This is a genomic window from Zeimonas arvi (genome assembly GCF_008039575.1).
Taxonomy (GTDB): domain Bacteria; phylum Pseudomonadota; class Gammaproteobacteria; order Burkholderiales; family Burkholderiaceae_E; genus Zeimonas; species Zeimonas arvi.
Map to the genome: position 1 here is coordinate 798,486 of NZ_VDUY01000001.1, position 17,159 is coordinate 815,644.

At 70.5% G+C, this 17,159-nt stretch carries 13 protein-coding genes; 4 read left to right on the forward strand and 9 right to left on the reverse strand.

The features are described 5' to 3' along the window. Positions 1-209 precede the first annotated feature (209 nt). The 6 genes from FHP08_RS03705 to FHP08_RS03730 form a co-directional block, all read right to left on the reverse strand. On the reverse strand, positions 210-3,173 hold the full coding sequence (locus FHP08_RS03705) for a ribonucleoside-diphosphate reductase subunit alpha (RefSeq protein ID WP_147702932.1): 2,964 nt from the start codon (positions 3,171-3,173) through the stop codon (positions 210-212). Between the two features lie 316 nt (positions 3,174-3,489). Further along, positions 3,490-4,158, reverse strand: a complete 669-nt coding sequence (gene ampD / locus FHP08_RS03710) for a 1,6-anhydro-N-acetylmuramyl-L-alanine amidase AmpD (protein WP_147702933.1) — start codon at positions 4,156-4,158, stop codon at positions 3,490-3,492. A gap of 6 nt (positions 4,159-4,164) precedes the next feature. Further along, positions 4,165-5,712 carry a sigma-54-dependent transcriptional regulator gene (locus FHP08_RS03715; protein ID WP_147702934.1) on the reverse strand — a complete coding sequence of 516 codons (1,548 nt, stop codon included), beginning with the start codon at positions 5,710-5,712 and terminating at the stop codon, positions 4,165-4,167. Between the two features lie 13 nt (positions 5,713-5,725). After that, complete coding sequence (locus tag FHP08_RS03720) at positions 5,726-7,402, reverse strand: sensor histidine kinase (protein WP_147702935.1); 1,677 nt, start codon at positions 7,400-7,402, stop codon at positions 5,726-5,728. Next, on the reverse strand, positions 7,386-7,619 hold the full coding sequence (locus FHP08_RS03725; RefSeq protein ID WP_147702936.1) for a PP0621 family protein: 234 nt from the start codon (positions 7,617-7,619) through the stop codon (positions 7,386-7,388). Before FHP08_RS03725 ends, FHP08_RS03720 begins: the two co-directional genes overlap by 17 nt. Positions 7,620-7,625: 6 nt before the next feature. Beyond that, positions 7,626-8,465 carry a cytochrome C assembly family protein gene (locus tag FHP08_RS03730; protein WP_147702937.1) on the reverse strand — a complete coding sequence of 280 codons (840 nt, stop codon included), beginning with the start codon at positions 8,463-8,465 and terminating at the stop codon, positions 7,626-7,628. 22 nt (positions 8,466-8,487) lie between these two features. Between FHP08_RS03730 and ffh the strand changes: the two genes are divergently transcribed. The 4 genes from ffh to FHP08_RS03750 all read left to right on the forward strand — a co-directional run bounded on the left by ffh (position 8,488) and on the right by FHP08_RS03750 (position 14,548). Next, positions 8,488-9,846 carry a signal recognition particle protein gene (gene ffh / locus FHP08_RS03735; protein ID WP_147702938.1) on the forward strand — a complete coding sequence of 453 codons (1,359 nt, stop codon included), beginning with the start codon at positions 8,488-8,490 and terminating at the stop codon, positions 9,844-9,846. Between the two features lie 21 nt (positions 9,847-9,867). Beyond that, positions 9,868-10,416 carry a cysteine hydrolase family protein gene (locus tag FHP08_RS03740; protein WP_147702939.1) on the forward strand — a complete coding sequence of 183 codons (549 nt, stop codon included), beginning with the start codon at positions 9,868-9,870 and terminating at the stop codon, positions 10,414-10,416. A 150-nt stretch (positions 10,417-10,566) separates the two neighbouring features. Further along, the gene (locus FHP08_RS03745) at positions 10,567-12,996 is read left to right on the forward strand and encodes an Ig-like domain-containing protein (RefSeq protein ID WP_147702940.1); all 2,430 of its coding nucleotides are present in this window, start codon (positions 10,567-10,569) and stop codon (positions 12,994-12,996) included. Positions 12,997-13,084: 88 nt separating this feature from the next. Continuing rightward, positions 13,085-14,548, forward strand: coding sequence for an FAD-binding oxidoreductase (locus FHP08_RS03750; RefSeq protein WP_147702941.1), 1,464 nt, complete (start codon positions 13,085-13,087; stop codon positions 14,546-14,548). Between the two features lie 47 nt (positions 14,549-14,595). On the opposite strand, the gene FHP08_RS03755 is transcribed toward FHP08_RS03750, so the two are convergent. From FHP08_RS03755 to FHP08_RS03765, 3 genes are all read right to left on the reverse strand, one after another. After that, positions 14,596-15,183, reverse strand: coding sequence for a DUF882 domain-containing protein (locus FHP08_RS03755; RefSeq protein WP_147702942.1), 588 nt, complete (start codon positions 15,181-15,183; stop codon positions 14,596-14,598). Beyond that, a complete protein-coding gene (locus FHP08_RS03760) occupies positions 15,180-16,028 on the reverse strand; it encodes a L,D-transpeptidase family protein (RefSeq protein WP_222707804.1) in 849 nt (282 codons plus the stop codon). The genes FHP08_RS03755 and FHP08_RS03760 overlap by 4 nt, the downstream gene beginning before the upstream one ends. Before the next feature lie 423 nt (positions 16,029-16,451). After that, positions 16,452-17,156, reverse strand: coding sequence for an ABC transporter ATP-binding protein (locus FHP08_RS03765; RefSeq protein ID WP_147702944.1), 705 nt, complete (start codon positions 17,154-17,156; stop codon positions 16,452-16,454). Positions 17,157-17,159: the final 3 nt, after the last annotated feature.

Sequence of the window (17,159 nt, forward strand, 5' to 3'; positions counted from 1 at the left end):
AACTTCTTGTACTGCCGCGAGATTCCGCCGTTATTCACAAGCGGAATCTTACGGCGCGCGTGTACTGCACGCAACGCATTTGCGCATCGAGTCTTGACGAACGGCCGCTTTGTGGTGACCGACGCAACAACTCGCGCCTCGGCGCGCGCATCGACGCGGGCCTCGGTGCGCGACGCGCGAAGGGCGCGACGCGCATCGAGGCATCCGTGTCACTGGCAGGCTTCGCATTCCGGATCGTCGAGCGCGCAGAACTTCGGCGCGATCGGCTCGTCGGTCATCGCCGGCAGCACCGCCGACTGCATCGACGATGCGCCGCCCGCCATCGCACTCGCCGCGCCAGCGGCGTAGCTGAAGCCCGCGTTCATGCCGCCGTCGGCCGACACCGAGTTGAGCTGGCCGATCTTGTCGGTGGTCGACTTCTCGGCGCTGGTGGCGCCCAGCGTGCGCAGGTAGTAGGTGGTCTTGAGCCCGCGCAGCCACGCCATCATGTAGGTGTCGTGCAGCTTCTTGCCCGAGGCGCCCGCCATGTAGATGTTCAGCGACTGCGCCTGGTCGATCCACTTCTGCCGGCGCGACGCGCACTCGACCAGCCACGACGGGTCGACCTCGAAGGCGGTGGCGTAGATCGCGCGCAGCTCGGCCGGGGCCCGGTCGATCTTCGACAGCGAGCCGTCGAAGAACTTCAGGTCCGCGATCATGACCTCGTCCCAGAGGCCCAGGCGCTTGAGGTCGCGCACCAGGTAGTCGTTGACCACGGTGAACTCGCCCGACAGGTTCGACTTCACGTAGAGGTTCTGGAAGGTCGGTTCGATGCAGGCCGACACGCCGATGATGTTGGAGATCGTGGCGGTCGGCGCGATCGCGATGCAGTTCGAGTTGCGCATGCCGTGAGCGCGGATCCGCTCGCGCAGCGCGCCCCAGTCGAGGGTCTCGGACATGTCGACCTCGACGTAGCCGCCGCGCTGCTCGGCAAGCAGCTTCAGCGTGTCCTGCGGCAGGATGCCCTGGTCCCACAGCGACCCGCGGAAGCTCGGGTAGCGGCCGCGCTCCTCGGCCAGCTCGGTCGAGGCCCAGTAGGCGTGGTAGCAGACCGCCTCCATCGAGCGGTCGGCGAACTCGACCGCCTCGGGGCTCGCGAAGGGCGTGCGCATCAGGTGCAGGCAATCCTGGAAGCCCATGATGCCCATGCCGACCGGGCGGTGGCGCAGGTTGGAATTGCGCGCCTTGCCGACCGCGTAGTAGTTGATGTCGATGACGTTGTCGAGCATGCGCATGGCCGTGCGAACCGTGCGATGCAGCTTCTCGTGGTCCAGCTGCCAGGCGCCGTCGCGCTCGACCATGTGCTCGACCAGGTTGACCGAGCCCAGGTTGCAGACCGCGATCTCGGTGTCGCTGGTGTTGAGCGTGATCTCGGTGCACAGGTTCGAGCTGTGGACCACGCCCACGTGCTGCTGCGGCGAGCGCAGGTTGCAGGGATCCTTGAAGGTGATCCACGGGTGGCCGGTCTCGAACAGCATCGAGAGCATCTTGCGCCACAGCTGCACCGCCGGGATCCGCCGGAAGAGCTTGAGCTCGCCGCTGTCGGCCTTGCGCTCGTAGCGCAGGTAGGCCTCCTCGAAGGCCTTGCCGTACAGGTCGTGCAGGTCCGGGCAGTCGGACGGCGAGAACAGCGTCCACTCGCCGTTCTCGGCCACCCGCTTCATGAACAGGTCGGGAATCCAGTTCGCCGTGTTCATGTCGTGGGTGCGTCGGCGGTCGTCGCCGGTGTTCTTGCGCAGTTCGAGGAACTCCTCGATGTCCAGGTGCCAGGTCTCGAGATAGGCACAGACCGCGCCCTTGCGCTTGCCGCCCTGGTTGACCGCGACCGCGGTGTCGTTGACCACCTTCAGGAAGGGCACCACGCCCTGGCTCTTGCCGTTCGTGCCCTTGATGTGCGAGCCGAGCGCGCGCACCGGCGTCCAGTCGTTGCCCAGGCCGCCGGCGAACTTGGCCAGCAGCGCGTTCTCCTTGATGGCCTCGTAGATGCCGTCGAGGTCGTCGGAGACCGTCGTCAGGTAGCACGACGACAGCTGTGAGCGCTGGGTGCCCGAGTTGAACAGCGTGGGCGTGGAGCTCATGAAGTCGAACGTCGACAGCAGCTCGTAGAACTCGATGGCGCGCGCCTCGCGATCGATCTCGTTGAGCGCCAGGCCCATCGCGACCCGCATGAAGAAGGCCTGCGGCAGCTCGATGCGCTGCTCGTCGATGTGCAGGAAATAGCGGTCGTACAGGGTCTGCAGGCCGAGGTAGCCGAACTTCAGGTCGCGACCGGCATCGAGCGCCTCTCCCAGGCGCTTCAGGTCGAACTGCAGCAGCTTGTCGTCGAGCAGCTCGGCCGCGACGCCGCGCTTGACGAACTGCGGGAAGTACTCGGCGTAGCGGGTGGCCATCGCGGCCTGCGAGACCTCTTCGCCGAGGACTTCGCGGCGCACCGTGTGCAGCAGCAGCCGCGCGGTGACCTGGCTGTAGGCCGGATCTTTCTCGATCAGCGCGCGCGCCGACAGGATGGCCGACTTGTGCACTTCCTCGAGCGGCACGCCGTCGTAGAGATTGCGAACGGTCTCGCCGATGACCGCCTCGGGGCTCACGAACTCGCCCAGGCCCACGCAGGCCGACTCGACCAGCGCGCGCAGCGCCGCCATGTCCAGCGGCGTGCGCTTGTCGCCGTCGACCACGTGCAGCACCGGCTGCGCGGAATCGTCGGCGCGGGCCTTGGCCTGCGCGGCCCGCTCCTGGGCGCGGCGCTCGCGGTACAGCACGTAGGCGCGGGCCACCTCGTGCTCGCCCGAACGCATCAGCGCCAGTTCGACGTGGTCCTGGATGTCCTCGATGTGGAAGGTCGCGCCGCCGGCCTTGCCGCGGGTCAGCGCCGCCACCACGCCGGCGGTGAGCTGCTCGACCAGTTCGCGTACCCGCGCGGACGCCGCGCCATGCCCGCCGTTGACCGCCAGGAAGGCCTTGGTCACCGCGATCGAGATCTTCGACGGCTCGAAGCCGACGACCGAACCATTGCGGCGGATGACCTTGCAGTCGACCCAGGCGCCCGACGAGGCCGGGCGCGACTCGATGTCGGCGGCGCCGGCGGAATGGTGATGCCCCTGGGTCGAGGGCGAGCGTTCGGCGACCCTTTGCATGCGTGAACCTCCGCGGTGAATGACGATGCGCCCCTGCGGCGCGGCAGGGGTCAGGCGAAAAGGAAGAGAGGAAGCGAGACCTCGGGGTCTGACCACTAGATGTGGTGCCGCGAAGCTTGTATGGCGCTAATTCTAGTGGCCGCGGGTGCCGGCGATCAAGTGCGATCGGACCGGTTTCCTGGTCGCCCGACAGGCCCCGCCGCGCGAGACCGCGCGGTGCCTGCATCGACGAAGCCGAAGCGCACTGCGACGGGGGGTTGCGGCCGATATCGGCCCGCAGGGCGCACGGGCACTGCGCGCGGCCCGTCGCGCTCGCTCAGGCCGGCGAGACGCCCGGATGCGACAGTCGCGCGAGCCGCGATCGCCGGCGGCGCGGCAGCAGCGCGTCGCCGGCATGCGCCGGCGCGAAGGGCGCGGCCAGCCCGCGCGCCTCGCGCGCGCCCGCGATCCGCCGCCAGTCGAAGTACGGCCCCGGGTCCTCCTTGCGATCCGGGGCGACGTCGGCGTGGCCGGCGATCCAGCGAAGCGGATAACGTTCGCGCAGCCGCGCGACCAGCCGCCTCAGCGCCCGGTACTGGCTGGCGGTGAAGCGGTGCGCGCCGTCGCCCTCGAGCTCGACGCCGATCGAGAAATCATTGCAGCGCTCGCGCCCGTCGAACCGCGAGACACCGGCATGCCAGGCGCGCCGGTCGGCGTCGACGAACTGCAGCAGCTCGCCATTGCGACGGACCAGGAAATGCGCCGAGACGCGCAGCTCGCCCAGCGGCGCGAAGGCCGGATGTGCGGCGGCATCGAGGCGATTGGTGAACAGGCGCTCGATCGCGTCGCCGCGAAAGCGTCCGGGCGGCAGGCTGATGTAGTGGACGACCAGCAGTTCGACCGCCGCGCCCGTCGGCCGCTCATCGTGGTTGGGCGAAGGCACGGCCCGCGCGGATCGAAGCCAGCCGCCTCGCCAGCCACCGGGCCGCGCAGTAGATTTGCTCACGCGGCGTCAGTTGAGGCCGAGGCGCTGCATTCTGTAGCGCAGCGCGCGAAACGTGATGCCGAGAAGCCTGGCGGCGGCCGTCCGGTTGTGCCGCGTCTTGTCGAGCGCGCGCAGGATCGCTTCGCGCTCGAGCTGGTCGAGGTAGTCGGGCAGCGAGTCGGGGATGCCGTCTTCGGAGAGTCGTACCGGACGCCGCTCGCCGGCCTGCGTTGCCGGGGCTTGCGCGGACGGCTGCGCTTGCTCCGGCGAATGGGCCCGCGCCGCGCCGGCCTCGTCGGCGCGCTCGTTCTCGGCCAGGTCGGCCACGGCCGGCCGCAGGCCCAGGTCCTCGACGTTGATCACCTCGCCGTTCGAGAAAGCGAGCGCGCGCTCGAGCAGGTTCTCGAGCTCGCGAACGTTGCCGGGGAAGGCATAGCTCTGCAGGTAACGCAGCGTGACCGAGGCGAGCCTCGGCGCGGGCGAAATGCCCGCGCGGCGCGCCAGGCCCTCGAGCACCGCGTCGGCCAGCGCCGGGATGTCCTCGCGACGCTCGCGCAGCGGCGGCAGCTTCAGCTCGATGACGTTGAGCCGGTAGTAGAGGTCCTGCCGGAAACGGCCGGCGGCCACGCACCGGGCGAGATCCTGGTGCGTGGCGCTGACGATGCGCACGTCGACCTGCTCCTCGACGGTGGCGCCGACCTTGCGCACCCGCTTTTCCTGGATCGCGCGAAGCAGCTTGACCTGCATCGCGAGCGGCAGGTCGGCGACCTCGTCGAGGAAGAGCGTGCCGCCGCTGGCCGCCTGGAAGAAGCCGTCGCGATCCTGATCGGCGCCGGTGAAGGCGCCCTTGCGGTAGCCGAAGAACTCGGCTTCCATCAGCGTCTCGGGAATCGCGCCGCAGTTGACCGCCACGAAGGGGCGCGCGGCGCGCGGCCCCGACTCGTGGATCAGTCGCGCGGCGAGCTCCTTGCCGGTGCCGGACTCGCCGGTGATCGCCACCGGCGCCATGCTGCGCGACAGCCGATGGATCTGCGCGCGCACCTCGACCATGCCTGGCGACTCGCCGAGAAGACGGCGAGCGTCCTGCCCGGCCGCGCCGGCCGGCGGCGCGCCCGCGGCACCGCCCTGCGGCAGCGCGATCGCCGAGCGCACCAGCGCGCGCAGCGAATCGAGCGCGACCGGCTTGGCCAGGTAGTCGAAGGCGCCAGCCTTCAGCGCGGCGATCGCGTTCTCGGTGCTGCCGTAAGCGGTGATCACCGCCACCGGCGGCTGCACCTCGCGGCGCTGGATCGCGGCGACCAGTTGAAGGCCGTCGCCATCGGGCAGCCGCATGTCGGTGAGGCAGAGCGCGTAGTCGTGGGCATCGAGCAGCGCGAGCGCGCCGGCCAGGTCGGGCGCGCAATCGACGTCCAGTCCCATGCCCACCAGCGTGAGCTCGAGCAGTTCGCGCAGGTCGGCCTCGTCATCGACCACCAGGACCCGCGGCACGCGAGAGCGGCCCGACTGGGGACCGGGCGTTCGAGCCGGCGCGGAGGCCGGCGCGGCGGAGGCAGGCGAAGCGGCGGGCGCAGGCATCGGGCGATCGTGCTCAGGCAGCGGCATCGGCCCGCGGCTCGACGACGAAGGCGCCGGGGCGCGGACCGAAGGGCGGCTCGTAGCGGATCGACGCGCCGTTGGCCACGCAGAGCTCGCGGGTCAGGTAGAGGCCGAGCCCGGTGCCGCGCGCCTCGGTGGTGAAGAAGGGTTCGAAAGCCTGCTGCTGCATCTCGGGAGAGAGTCCGGGCCCGTCGTCGGAGACGCGCAATTCTAATCGATGGGGCCCGCGTTCGCGCCACGAAACCCGCACCGAGGAAGGTCGTGCCGAGGCGTAGCGCAGCGCGTTGCCGACCAGGTTCACCAGGATCTGGCGAAGGTGGTTGGCATCGAAGCGCATCGGACGCGGCGTGTCCACGGCCAGCGCGATCCGCTCGCGCGGCACGCCCGCCTGCGCGGCGAACTCCTCGGCGAAGGCGGACAGGAAGGGCGCCATCTCGATCGTCTCGTCGCCGGGCCGCTCGCGGCGCGACACCGACAGTACGTCGGTGACCACGCGGTCGATGCGCAGGGTGTTGTCCTCGATGATCTTCGACAGCCGAGCCTGCGCCGGATCGTCCAGCCGCTCGGCAAGCAGCGCGTTGGCGTGGCGGATCGCGCCCAGCGGATTGCGGATCTCGTGGGCGATCGACGCCGACAGCCGCCCCATCGACGCGAGCTTGAGCTGCTGCGCGCGCTCCTCGGCGCGCCGCAGGTCCTCGAGCATCAGCACGCTGTCGCCGCCCGGCGTGGCCACGAAGCGCAGCATCACGCGCAGCGGCGCGCCGCGCGGCGCTTCGCCGCCCGCGGTGGCGCCGCCCATGGAGCCTCCAGCCTCGTCGACCGACGGGGCGGCCGGCCTGGCGGCCGGTGCCTCACGCGGGGGCAACAGCAGCTCGCGCTGCTCGCCGGGGCGCGCGCCGGCCTCGCGCCACTGCACGCAGGCCCGCGCCACCGCGGCCATGCCGGCGCCGCCGGTGTCCTCGGCGCCGGCGCCCAGCAGCTCGCGCGCCGCCGGGTTCATCGCGCGGATGCGACCGTCGGGCGCGATCACCAGCACCCCCTGCTCCAGCTCGGCCACCACCCGCTGGGTCACCGCCAGCTGGTTGCGCAGGTCTTCGCCTCGCGCCCGGGAGATCTCCTCCTGGCGGCGCAGCTGCGTGGCCAGCCAGTTCACCAGCATCGCGGTCACGAAGCAGGCCGCCCCGGTGAGGCCGGCCATCATCGGCAGCCCGGCGCCGGAGCCGTCGCTGCGCAACCAGGAGAGCGCGGCTTCGCCCAGCAGCAGCAGCGAGGCCGACGCCGCGAAGAAGGCCGCCATCAGCCTCGTGGACAGCACCGACGCGGCCGTCACCGCGGCCACGACCAGCACGCCGAAGCCGCCGCGCAAGCCGCTTGCCGCATGCAGCATCACCACCAGCGCGAGCAGGTCGGTCAGCGCGTGGACCGCGAGCTGAGGATGAAAGCGCGGCTTGAGCGGGCCGATCGCCACCAGGAAGACGAAGGCCGCAGCCAGGTAGAGCCCGGCGGCCCAGCCGAAGAGCGTGGGGTTGCCCAGCCAGCCCACGCCGGTGCGGGCGCCGTCGAGCGAGAGCAGCAGGGTGAGCGCCAGCGCGACGGCCAGCCTGCTGGCCGCCATCCAGCGCAGCGACAGCCACTGGGACTCGCTTACCGGCTCAGCCTCGGCCCGCATTGCGGTGTTCGGCGCAGCAGTAGTAGTCGTCGCCGCTGCGCAGCGCCTCGGATGCGGGAAGGTGCACGCCGCACTTCGCGCAGGCGACGATGCGCTCGGGCTCGCGCTTCCCGGCCCGGCGCTCCCCCTGTTCGCGCTTGCGCTGCGAGAGCCGGATCATCGACCAGGCGCCCCAGCCCACGGCGAGCACCACGACCCAGAAGAGGACCTTGCCCATCGGCGCTCAGTGCCTGCCCAGGACCACTTCGAGCACGAAGCGGCTGCCGACGTATGCCAGCAGCAGCAGCGCGAAGCCGGTCAGCGTGAGGCGCAATGCCGTGCGGCCGCGCCAGCCGCGCAGCCGGCGTCCGATCAGCAGCACGCCGAAGACGACCCAGGCGATCACCGAGAACACGGTCTTGTGATCGGCCACGAAGGGCCGGCCGAACACCTCTTCGGAGAACAGCACGCCGCTGGCGGCGGTGAGCGTGAGGAAGGCGAAACCCACCGCGATGAAGCGGAACAGGATGCGCTCGAGCACCAGCAGCGGCGGCAGCTCCTCGAGGAAGCGCCCGAGCGGGCTGTCGAGCGCGGGTCCGGCGCCGCCGTGCAGCGCGCGTTCGGTGGCGGTCATCAGCAGCGCGTGCAGGGCGGCCAGCGCCAGCACGCCGTAGGCGAGCGTGCCCACGATCAGGTGCGGCACGAACAGGGGGCGGGCGGCCTGGGCGCTGATGTCGGCGCCCGGGAAGAACAGCGGCAGCACCGAGGCTGCGGCGGCCACCGGCAGCACCAGCCGGCGCAGTGCCTGCACCCCGACCCGCAGGCCCTCGACCCACAGGACGATGACGCCGATCCAGAGGGTGGCCGACAGGATGGCGGCAAAGCCCAGGCGCCAGCCGCCGCCGAGCACTTCGTGGTACAGCGACGCGGCGTGGGCCGCCAGGCCCAGCGCGAGCAGGACGTCGGCACCACCCGCGCCCCCCCGGCCGGCGCCCGCGCGCGCAGCGGGCGAACCCGATGCGAACCATGCGGCCAGGTAGAAGGCCGCGGGGAGCAGGTGGACGATAACCAGTAGAATCGGCACGAATCCAGTTTACTCCAAGGCCATGCTCGAAAATCTGTCGCAACGGCTGTCGAAGGTCGTCAAGACGCTGCGCGGCGAGGCGCGCCTCACCGAGGCGAACACGCAGGAAATGCTGCGCGAGATCCGCGTCGCCCTGCTCGAGGCCGATGTGGCGCTGCCGGTCGTGCGCGACCTGGTCGCCCGGATCAAGGAAAAGGCGCTCGGCCAGGAAGTGGTAGGCAGCCTCACCCCGGGCCAGGCGCTGGTCGGCGTGGTGCACCGCGAGCTCACCGCGATCATGGGCGGCCAGGCCGCCGAGCTCGACCTGTCGGTGCGCCCGCCCGCCATCGTGCTGATGGCCGGCCTGCAGGGCGCGGGCAAGACCACCACGGTCGGCAAGCTCGCCAAGTGGCTGAAGGAGAACAAGAAGAAGAAGGTGCTCACCGTTTCCTGCGACGTCTACCGCCCGGCCGCCATCGAGCAGCTGCGCACCGTCACCGGGCAGGCGGGCGCGGACTTCTTCCCGTCCACCGCCGACCAGAAGCCGGTCGACATCGCGAACGCCGCCCTTCAGTGGGCGCGCACCCACTACCACGACGTGCTGCTGGTCGACACCGCCGGCCGGCTGGCGATCGACGAGCAGATGATGCGCGAGATCGCCGAGCTGCACCGGCAGCTGCAGCCGTCCGAGACCCTGTTCGTCGTCGACGCCATGCAGGGCCAGGACGCCGTCAACACCGCCAAGGCCTTCCGCGAGGTGCTGCCGCTCACCGGCGTGGTGCTCACCAAGCTCGACGGCGACTCGCGCGGCGGCGCCGCGCTGTCGGTCAAGGCGGTCACCGGCGCGCCGATCAAGTTCGCCGGCGTCGGCGAGAAGCTCACCGGGCTCGAGGCCTTCCACCCCGAGCGGATGGCCAACCGCATCCTGGGCATGGGCGACATCGTGTCGCTGGTCGAGGAGGCGCACAAGGCCGTCGATCAGGAAGAGGCGCAGAAGCTCGCCGCCAAGCTGAAGGCCGGCAACCGCTTCGACCTGAACGACTTCGCCGGCCAGCTCGGCCAGATGAGCCGCATGGGCGGGCTGTCGGGCCTGCTCGACAAGCTGCCCGCCCAGTTCCAGCAGGCCGCCGCCGGCGCCGACATGTCCAAGGCGGAAAAGCAGGTCAAGCGGATGCAGGCGATCATCTACTCGATGACCCCCGGCGAACGTGCCAGGCCCGAGCTGATCAAGGCCAGCCGCAAGCGCCGGATCGCCACCGGCGCCGGCGTGCCGGTGCAGGAAGTCAACCGACTGCTGTCCCAGTTCGACCAGATGCAGTCGATGATGAAGAAGATGCAGAAGGGCGGGCTGGCCAAGATGATGCGCGGAATGAAGGGCATGCTGCCCGGCGGCATGCGCTGAAAGAACACACGGAGACTTCGAATGACCCAGGCCCTCGTCATCGTCGACATCCAGAACGACTACTTCCCGGGCGGCGCCATGCCGCTCGAAGGCAGCCCCGAAGCCGCCGCCAAGGCCGCGAAGCTGCTCGCCGCCTTCCGCGCCAAGCGCCTGCCGGTGGTCCACGTGCAGCACCTATCCACGCGGCCGGGCGCCACCTTCTTCCTGCCCGACACGAAGGGCGCGGAGATCAACGAAGCCGTGGCGCCCCAGGCCGGCGAGAAGCGGGTGGTCAAGCACACGCCCAGCTCCTTCCGCGGCACCGACCTGCAGGAGCACCTGAAGTCGGTCGGCGCCGATCAGCTGGTCATCGCCGGCATGATGACCCACATGTGCATCGACTCCACGGTGCGCGCGGCCTTCGACCTGGGCTACGCCTGCACGCTGGCCCACGACGCCTGCGCCACCCGCGCGCTGGTGCTGAACGGCAAGACCCTCCCCGCCGCCCAGGTGCACGAGTCCTTCCTGGCCGGCATCAACGGGCTGTTCGCCAAGCTGGCCGCCAGCGACGAGATCGCCGCCGGGCTCTGACCCGCACCGTTTCCCTACCCTTCCCCCTCGCCTGACCCGGAGCCTCACGAGGGAGGCCCCGGTGCCTCGCGGCCGGCGCCGCCGCGCGCCCGTCGCCCGCCCGATCCCTGCCTGAAATTCGCCCTCGGTCGGCCCGAGACGCTCTCGACCATGCGTCGTCCGCGCATCGGCGACGGACGACCTCGCGTCGGCTTTCGTGTGACGCAGTTCTCGTGCGCGAGGTTTCATCGGAGTGCTGACCGGCCCCCTCCCGGCCGAAGCCCCCACACCCTGCGACCTAATCGATCAGAGGCCCAGATGCGCCCGAACCGCGCCCGACCGACCCCAGGCCCCGCACGCCATCTCCGGACCGCACTGGCCACCGCAACGGCGCTGACCATGCTCGCCGCCTTCTCGCCCGCACTCCATGCCCAGGCCTCTCACTCGCATGTGCCCGCCTCGCCGACGGCCGCGCAGCAAAGCCAGCGCGCGGCACTGGACAAGCAGGCCACCGACCTCGGCAACGGTTTGCTTCGCGCGATGAAGGCGCTGGAAAACGCCTCGAGCGCCAACCGCTCGCAGCGGGCAGATGAAGTCCTCCAGATCGTGCAGGCCCGCCGGCAGGCCCTGCTCGAACTCGTCAAGGCGGACCCGGGTCGGGTGCTCGCGCTGGCGATGCCGGAGGCGCTGCGCGCGCGCCTGCCGCAGCATGCGCGGTCGCTCGTCGAGCAACGCGTGCAGGCCGAAGGCGTCGTGGCTGCGATGGTCGAGGAGGACATCGAACGCGGCATCTCGAAGCAGCCGTACTTCCTGGAGGTCGACGGCCCCACCGGCAAATGGCAGTATGACCTTCACTGGGTCGACGCCGGCATGTCCGAACGACAGCAGGAAGCCTTGATCGAGAAGCGCGTCCGGCTCAAGGCGGTGCAACTCGACCGGCATCTGATCGTCGGCGACAAGAACGAGGTCGAAGATGCCTACGCCCCCGGCAACAAGACGAAGGGCGGCACCGGCGCGACTCAGGACGGCAGTACCACGACCGACGCCTACGCGACGACGCCGACCTCGACGGTCAGCGGCGACCAGAAAACGCTGGTGATCCTCGCCAACTTCACCGACAAGGCGGTGAGTTGCTCGGTCGACGCCGTTCGCAACACGGTCTTCGGCGCCAGCAACTCCGCCAACCAGATCTTGCGCGAGTCCTCGCGCAACGCCGTCAGCCTCTCCGGGGACGTGGTCGGCCCCTTCAATATTCCCTATTCGTCGACCGGCACCTGCGACTATCGCACCTGGGGCACGGCGGCCGACTCGGCGGCCAGGGCCGCGGGCATCGACACCAGCAGGTACACGCGGATCTCGTATGCCATTCCGCCCAACAGTTGCGGCTGGGGCGGGGTCGCCAACTTGGGCGGCACGGCGCCGACCCGCTCTTGGATCGCCTACTGTGCGTATCCCGCGATCTTCGCGCACGAAATCGGCCACAACCTTCGCTTCCATCACGCATCGACGCCGAGCGCCGAGTACGGCGACCTGTCGGACCCGATGGGTCACAACCCGGTGGTGCAGTTGAACGGGTCGAACAAGTCGATGGCCGGCTGGCTGTCGCCGGGCAACGTGGTCGACGCGAGTGCCTCGGGAAGCTATTCGCTGACCTCGCTGGCTGCACCCGACACCGGCGCGGCCCAGGTCGTTCGCCTGCGCAAGGCCGACACCAACGAGTTCTATTACGTGAGCCTGCGGCACGCGATCGATCTCGACGCCAACCTCTCGTCGAGCTATCGCGACCGGATTTCGATCCACACGTCGCCCGGCACGATGCCGGCCAAGACGGTGCTTCAAGGCACGCTGGCCGCGGGGGAGTCCTTCAAGGACAGCGCCAACGGGATCACGATCACGGCGCAGTCGATCGCCAGCGGCTCGGCCACGATCTCGGTCCAGACCGCCGGCGCAACCTGCGCGCCGGCGACCCCGTCCGTGACCGTCGGACCATCTCCCCAGACGACCTCGGCGGGCGTGGCGGTCGGCTATTCCGCGACCGTGAAGAACAACGACTCGAGCGCCTGCGGGAATACCGCTTTCTCGTTCGCCCAGACCCTGCCCGCCGGTTTCACCGGCAACTTTTCGACTTCGTCGATCCAGCTGTCCCCGGGCGCCTCCGTCAGCATCCCGTGGTCCGTCACGCCGGGCGCCACGGCCGCCGACGGCATCTACGACCTGCGGGCCTCGGTGAGCGCCTCGGGCCGCGGCAGCGTCACGGCTTCGGCGAGCCTGCAGGTCTATACCGCGGTCACGCCGCCGAGTTCCGATGGCGGCACGACGGCCTCGGACACTGCACCACCGACGGTCTCGGTGACCTACCCGAAAGATGGCGAGATCCTCCCGGCGAAGCCGGTGTCCTTCAGCGCGAGCGCGTTCGACGATGGCGGTGTCGCACGCGTCGACTTCTTCGTGAACGGCGCATTGGTCGGCAGTTCGAGCACCGCGCCCTACCAGGTGCGCTGGAACGCAAGGAAGGCCAAGGGCACCAGCACGATGACCGCACGTGCGGTCGACAACGCCGGCAACCAGACCGAGGCCTCCGTGTCGTTCACGGTGAAGTGATCGCTGCGAATGCGGGCCGCCGGCCCGCTTCGCCTTCGACGCCCGGGCATCCACCCGGGCGTTTGTCCATCGGCGGTAAACTGCCCCGATGGACACGCAAGCCTCCTCCTCCGCCCCCGCAGCCCTGCCGCCCGCCGACCTCGAGTCGCTGCGGGCTGCCTTCTCCGGCCGCCTGATCACCGACCCGGCAGACCAGGAACCGTTCCTGATCGACTGGCGCCGCCGCTACCGCGGCCGCGCGCTGGCGGTGGCCGTGCCCGATTCGGTGGACGACGTCGCCGCCGTGGTCCGTTGGTGCGCCGAGCGGCGACTGCCGATCGTGCCTCAGGGCGGCAACACCGGGATGTCCGGCGCGGCCACACCCGACGACTCCGGCCGCGCGGTCGTGCTGTCGCTCGCGAAGCTCACGAAGGTGCGGTCGATCGACACGATCAACAACTCGATCACCGTCGAGGCCGGCTGCACGCTCGACTCGGTGCGCGAGGCCGCCGCGGCCGCCGGTCGACTCTTCCCGCTGAGCCTGCCCTCGGGCGGCTCCTGCACGATCGGCGGCAACCTGTCGACCAACGCCGGCGGCACCGCCGTGCTGCGCTACGGCAACACGCGCGAGCTGTGCCTGGGGCTCGAGGTGGTCACCGCCGAGGGCGAGGTCTGGGATGGCCTGCGCGGGCTGCGCAAGGACAACACCGGCTACGACCTGCGCGACCTGTACGTGGGCTCCGAGGGCACGCTGGGCGTGATCACCGCCGCCACGATGAAGCTCTACCCGCAGCCGGCCGCGCAGATCACCGCCATCGCCGCGGTCGCCGATCCGCACGCCGCGCTGAAGCTGCTCGAGATGGCCCAGGGCAAGCTCGGCTCCTCGCTCACCGCCTTCGAACTGATCGCGGACCTGTGCCTGGACCTGGTGGTGCGCTACTTCCCCGACTGCCAGAAGCCCTTCCGCGAGGCCTCGCCCTACGTGGTGCTGATGGAGACCTCCGACAGCGAGAGCGAGGCCCACGCCAACGCCAGCTTCGAGTCGCTGATGGAAGCCGCGATCGAGGCCGGCGTGGTCACCGATGCAGTGGTCGCACAGTCGCTCGCCCAGAGCCAGGCGATGTGGAAGCTGCGCGAGTTCGTCTCCGAGGCACAATCGGCAGAGGGCAAGAACATCAAGCACGACATCTCGGTGCCGATCTCGGACATCGGGCGTTTCATCGAGGAAACGAACGCACTGGTCGAGCAGGCCTTCCCGGGCATCCGGATGGTCGTGTTCGGCCACCTGGGCGACGGCAACCTGCACTACAACGTGTCGCCGCCGGTCGGCCGCACCGGCGCCGAGCACGAGGCATGGTTCCTGGGACTGCAGCCAGCGATCAACCTGCTGGTGCACGACGCGGTGGCCGCGGCCAACGGCTCGATCTCGGCCGAGCACGGCCTGGGGCAGCTGCGCCGCGACGAGGCCGCGCGCTACAAGTCGCCGGTGGAGAAGGCGCTGATGTGGCGGGTCAAGCGGGCGCTCGATCCGCTGGGGATCATGAACCCCGGCAAGGTGCTCGCCGAGGACTAGCCTCGCGCAGGGTCAGGCAGACAGGCAGTGCTTTGCCCCCCGGATGGTCACCCGCGCCAGTTGCGCACGCGCCCGGTGTCGAGATGCACGAAGTCCGAGCCCGGGTAGTAGCCCACGCCGCCGGCCTTCATGTCGAGCGCGGCTTCGCGCACCCGCGCCAGCGGCACGCCGGGAATCCGGATGTCGATCGCGCGGCCCTCCATGTGCAGGCTCATCTTCGCGACCCCGCCGCTGCGCGAGGCCAGCATCGCGTTGCTGCGCGGCGAGCGATAGCCCGAGATCACGTGATAGGGGTCCTTGCCCACGCCGAGCATCGCGGCCAGCCGGTCGAGCTGGTCGAGCAGGGCCGGGTCGATCGGATGGACCTCGTCGGTGCGGTGGTCGCGCAGCACGTGATCGATGCGGGCCAGCGCATTGGTGAGGTAGCGCGGCCCCTCGCGGTAGACCACGCGCAGCGACTCGCTGGTGTGGGTGTTCACGAAGGCGAGCCGGGCCAGTTCGTCGGCCGTCGAGCCGGCGACGGTCGGGATCGGCCTGGCGATCGCGCCGCCCGCCATCACGATGCCCGCGCCGGCTACGGCGCCCCTCAGACCCGCGCGCAGCAGGTGCCGCCGCGAAACCACTCGGTCGATCATCGATTTCCTCCATTGGACTGAGGCTCGCCGGCGGCCACCGCCCCGGCGCCGGCTTCGGCGAGTCCGCCAGGAATCGGGCCGGCCTCGCGGGCCAGCCCGTCTCGCTCGCGCAGCATCTTCGCGACCTGCGCCCAATCCACCGCCGCTTCGGCGATGCCCTGTTCACGCGCCATGGCGCGCACGGTTTCGATCGTTCCACCGCCCCGCCGATAAGCGTCCGGGTTGGCCTCGAACCAGATTCGCCCGCGCGCGTCACGTGCCAGCAGAAGCGGCTCGTAGACGATGCGGCCCCGCTCGCCGAGCGTCACACGCTCGAACAGCGCCGCCACGTCGTCGGGATGCATGCGGATGCAGCCGTGAGAGCGGAAACCATAGACGCTGGCCGGCGCGTTCGTACCGTGGATGCCGATCGCCGGCAGGCTCAGGCCGATCCAGTGGCGACCGAGCGGGTTCTCGGGCCCCGGCGGCACCTGGGTCAACACCGGCTTGCCTTCGCGGCGCATCTCTTCCTGGATCGACACCGGCACGTACCAGGTCTTGTCCTGCTCGCGGGTGCGAACGGTGAAGTCGCCCACGGGCGTCGGCCAGTCGGGGCGCCCCACCGCCACCGGCCAGGCGCCGTCCAGCCGCCCCGCAACATAGCGGAAGGCCATCCGCTGCGGCAGGTTGATCACGATGCCGTCGTCGAGCTCGGCCGCGCGCGGCGCCAGGTGGCGCGAGCAGACGATCAGCGTTTGGCCGACCTCCAGGCGGGCGCCCGGATCCAGGCCGTTGGTCTCGGCGATCCGCCGCACCGACTGGCCGTAGCGCGCGCCGATCGAGGTCAGGCTGTCGCCGCGAACCACCACGTGTTGGTTGCTGGAGTCGGCAATCTCGCCGATGCTCCATGACGGCGGCGTGGGAGCTCCCTCCGCCGTCGCGGCGCCGGACGCATTCGGGGTCGACCCGGGCGGCTCGCTCAGCGGGTCGCAGCCGGCCCGGGCGCTGCCTGCCCACGGACTTCCGACCAGGAACAGGACGGCCACGCAGGCCGCAAGGCGAGGCGGGCGCAGTCGTGCCGCACACTGCCGAAAGCGTGACGGGAAGGACGCCGATCGGAAGACGATACGTGCAGCGGGGGACGGTCGAAGCATCGAAACTACGCGAAGACTGCAGGGCCGCCGGACTGCCGACGCCCCCCGATGGTACCGTCATTCGCGGAACGCCCCGGCGACCGCCGGTCAGCGGCTCGTTGCCGCAGGCCCGCCGCGCCGCGCGGCGCGGACGCTTCAGAGCCCCAGGTAGGCCTCGCGCACCCGCGGGTCCTCGAGCAGCGCCGCACCGCTGCCCTCGAGCACGATGCTGCCGTTCTCCAGCACGTAGGCGCGATCGGCCAGCTGCAGCGAGGCCGCCACGTTCTGCTCGACCAGCAGGATGGTCATGCCCTCGCCGTGCAGCATCCGGATCGTGTTCAGCACCTCGGCCACCACCGCGGGCGCCAGGCCCAGCGAGGGCTCGTCGAACATGATCAGGCGCGGCGCGCCCATCAGGCAGCGGCCGATGGCCAGCATCTGCTGCTCGCCGCCGGACAGGGTGCCGGCGAGCTGGCCCGCGCGCTCCTTCAGGCGCGGGAACATCCGGAACACGCGCTCGAGCGTTCCGCCGGCCTGGCCGCGGGCGCGCGGCAGCAGCCCGCCGACCTGCAGGTTCTCCAGCACCGTCATCGACGGAAAGACCTGCCGGCCCTCGGCCACCTGCCCCACGCCCAGGTCGCAGACCCGGTGGCTGTCCAGCCCGCCGATGGCCACGCCGTCGAATTCGATCGTGCCGGCGCGCGGCTTCAGGATGCCGGCCACGGTGCGGATCAGCGAGGTCTTGCCGGCGCCGTTGGCGCCGACCAGCGCAACGATCTCGCCCGCGCCCACCGACAGGCTCACCCGGTCGAGCGCCTGCGCGTCGCCGTAGAAGACCGACAGGTCGCGGACCGCCAGCATCAG

Excerpts from the sequence above, each read along its gene's own strand:
- FHP08_RS03755 (WP_147702942.1), bottom strand. The coding sequence starts at position 15,183 with ATGATCGACCGAGTGGTTTCGCGGCGGCACCTGCTGCGCGCGGGTCTG.
- FHP08_RS03765 (WP_147702944.1), bottom strand. The coding sequence starts at position 17,156 with ATGCTGGCGGTCCGCGACCTGTCGGTCTTCTACGGCGACGCGCAGGCG.
- FHP08_RS03745 (WP_147702940.1), top strand. The coding sequence starts at position 10,567 with ATGCGTCGTCCGCGCATCGGCGACGGACGACCTCGCGTCGGCTTTCGT.
- FHP08_RS03705 (WP_147702932.1), bottom strand. The coding sequence starts at position 3,173 with ATGCAAAGGGTCGCCGAACGCTCGCCCTCGACCCAGGGGCATCACCAT.
- ffh (WP_147702938.1), top strand. The coding sequence starts at position 8,488 with ATGCTCGAAAATCTGTCGCAACGGCTGTCGAAGGTCGTCAAGACGCTG.
- FHP08_RS03725 (WP_147702936.1), bottom strand. The coding sequence starts at position 7,619 with ATGGGCAAGGTCCTCTTCTGGGTCGTGGTGCTCGCCGTGGGCTGGGGC.
- FHP08_RS03715 (WP_147702934.1), bottom strand. The coding sequence starts at position 5,712 with ATGCCTGCGCCCGCCGCTTCGCCTGCCTCCGCCGCGCCGGCCTCCGCG.
- FHP08_RS03740 (WP_147702939.1), top strand. The coding sequence starts at position 9,868 with ATGACCCAGGCCCTCGTCATCGTCGACATCCAGAACGACTACTTCCCG.
- FHP08_RS03720 (WP_147702935.1), bottom strand. The coding sequence starts at position 7,402 with ATGCGGGCCGAGGCTGAGCCGGTAAGCGAGTCCCAGTGGCTGTCGCTG.
- FHP08_RS03750 (WP_147702941.1), top strand. The coding sequence starts at position 13,085 with ATGGACACGCAAGCCTCCTCCTCCGCCCCCGCAGCCCTGCCGCCCGCC.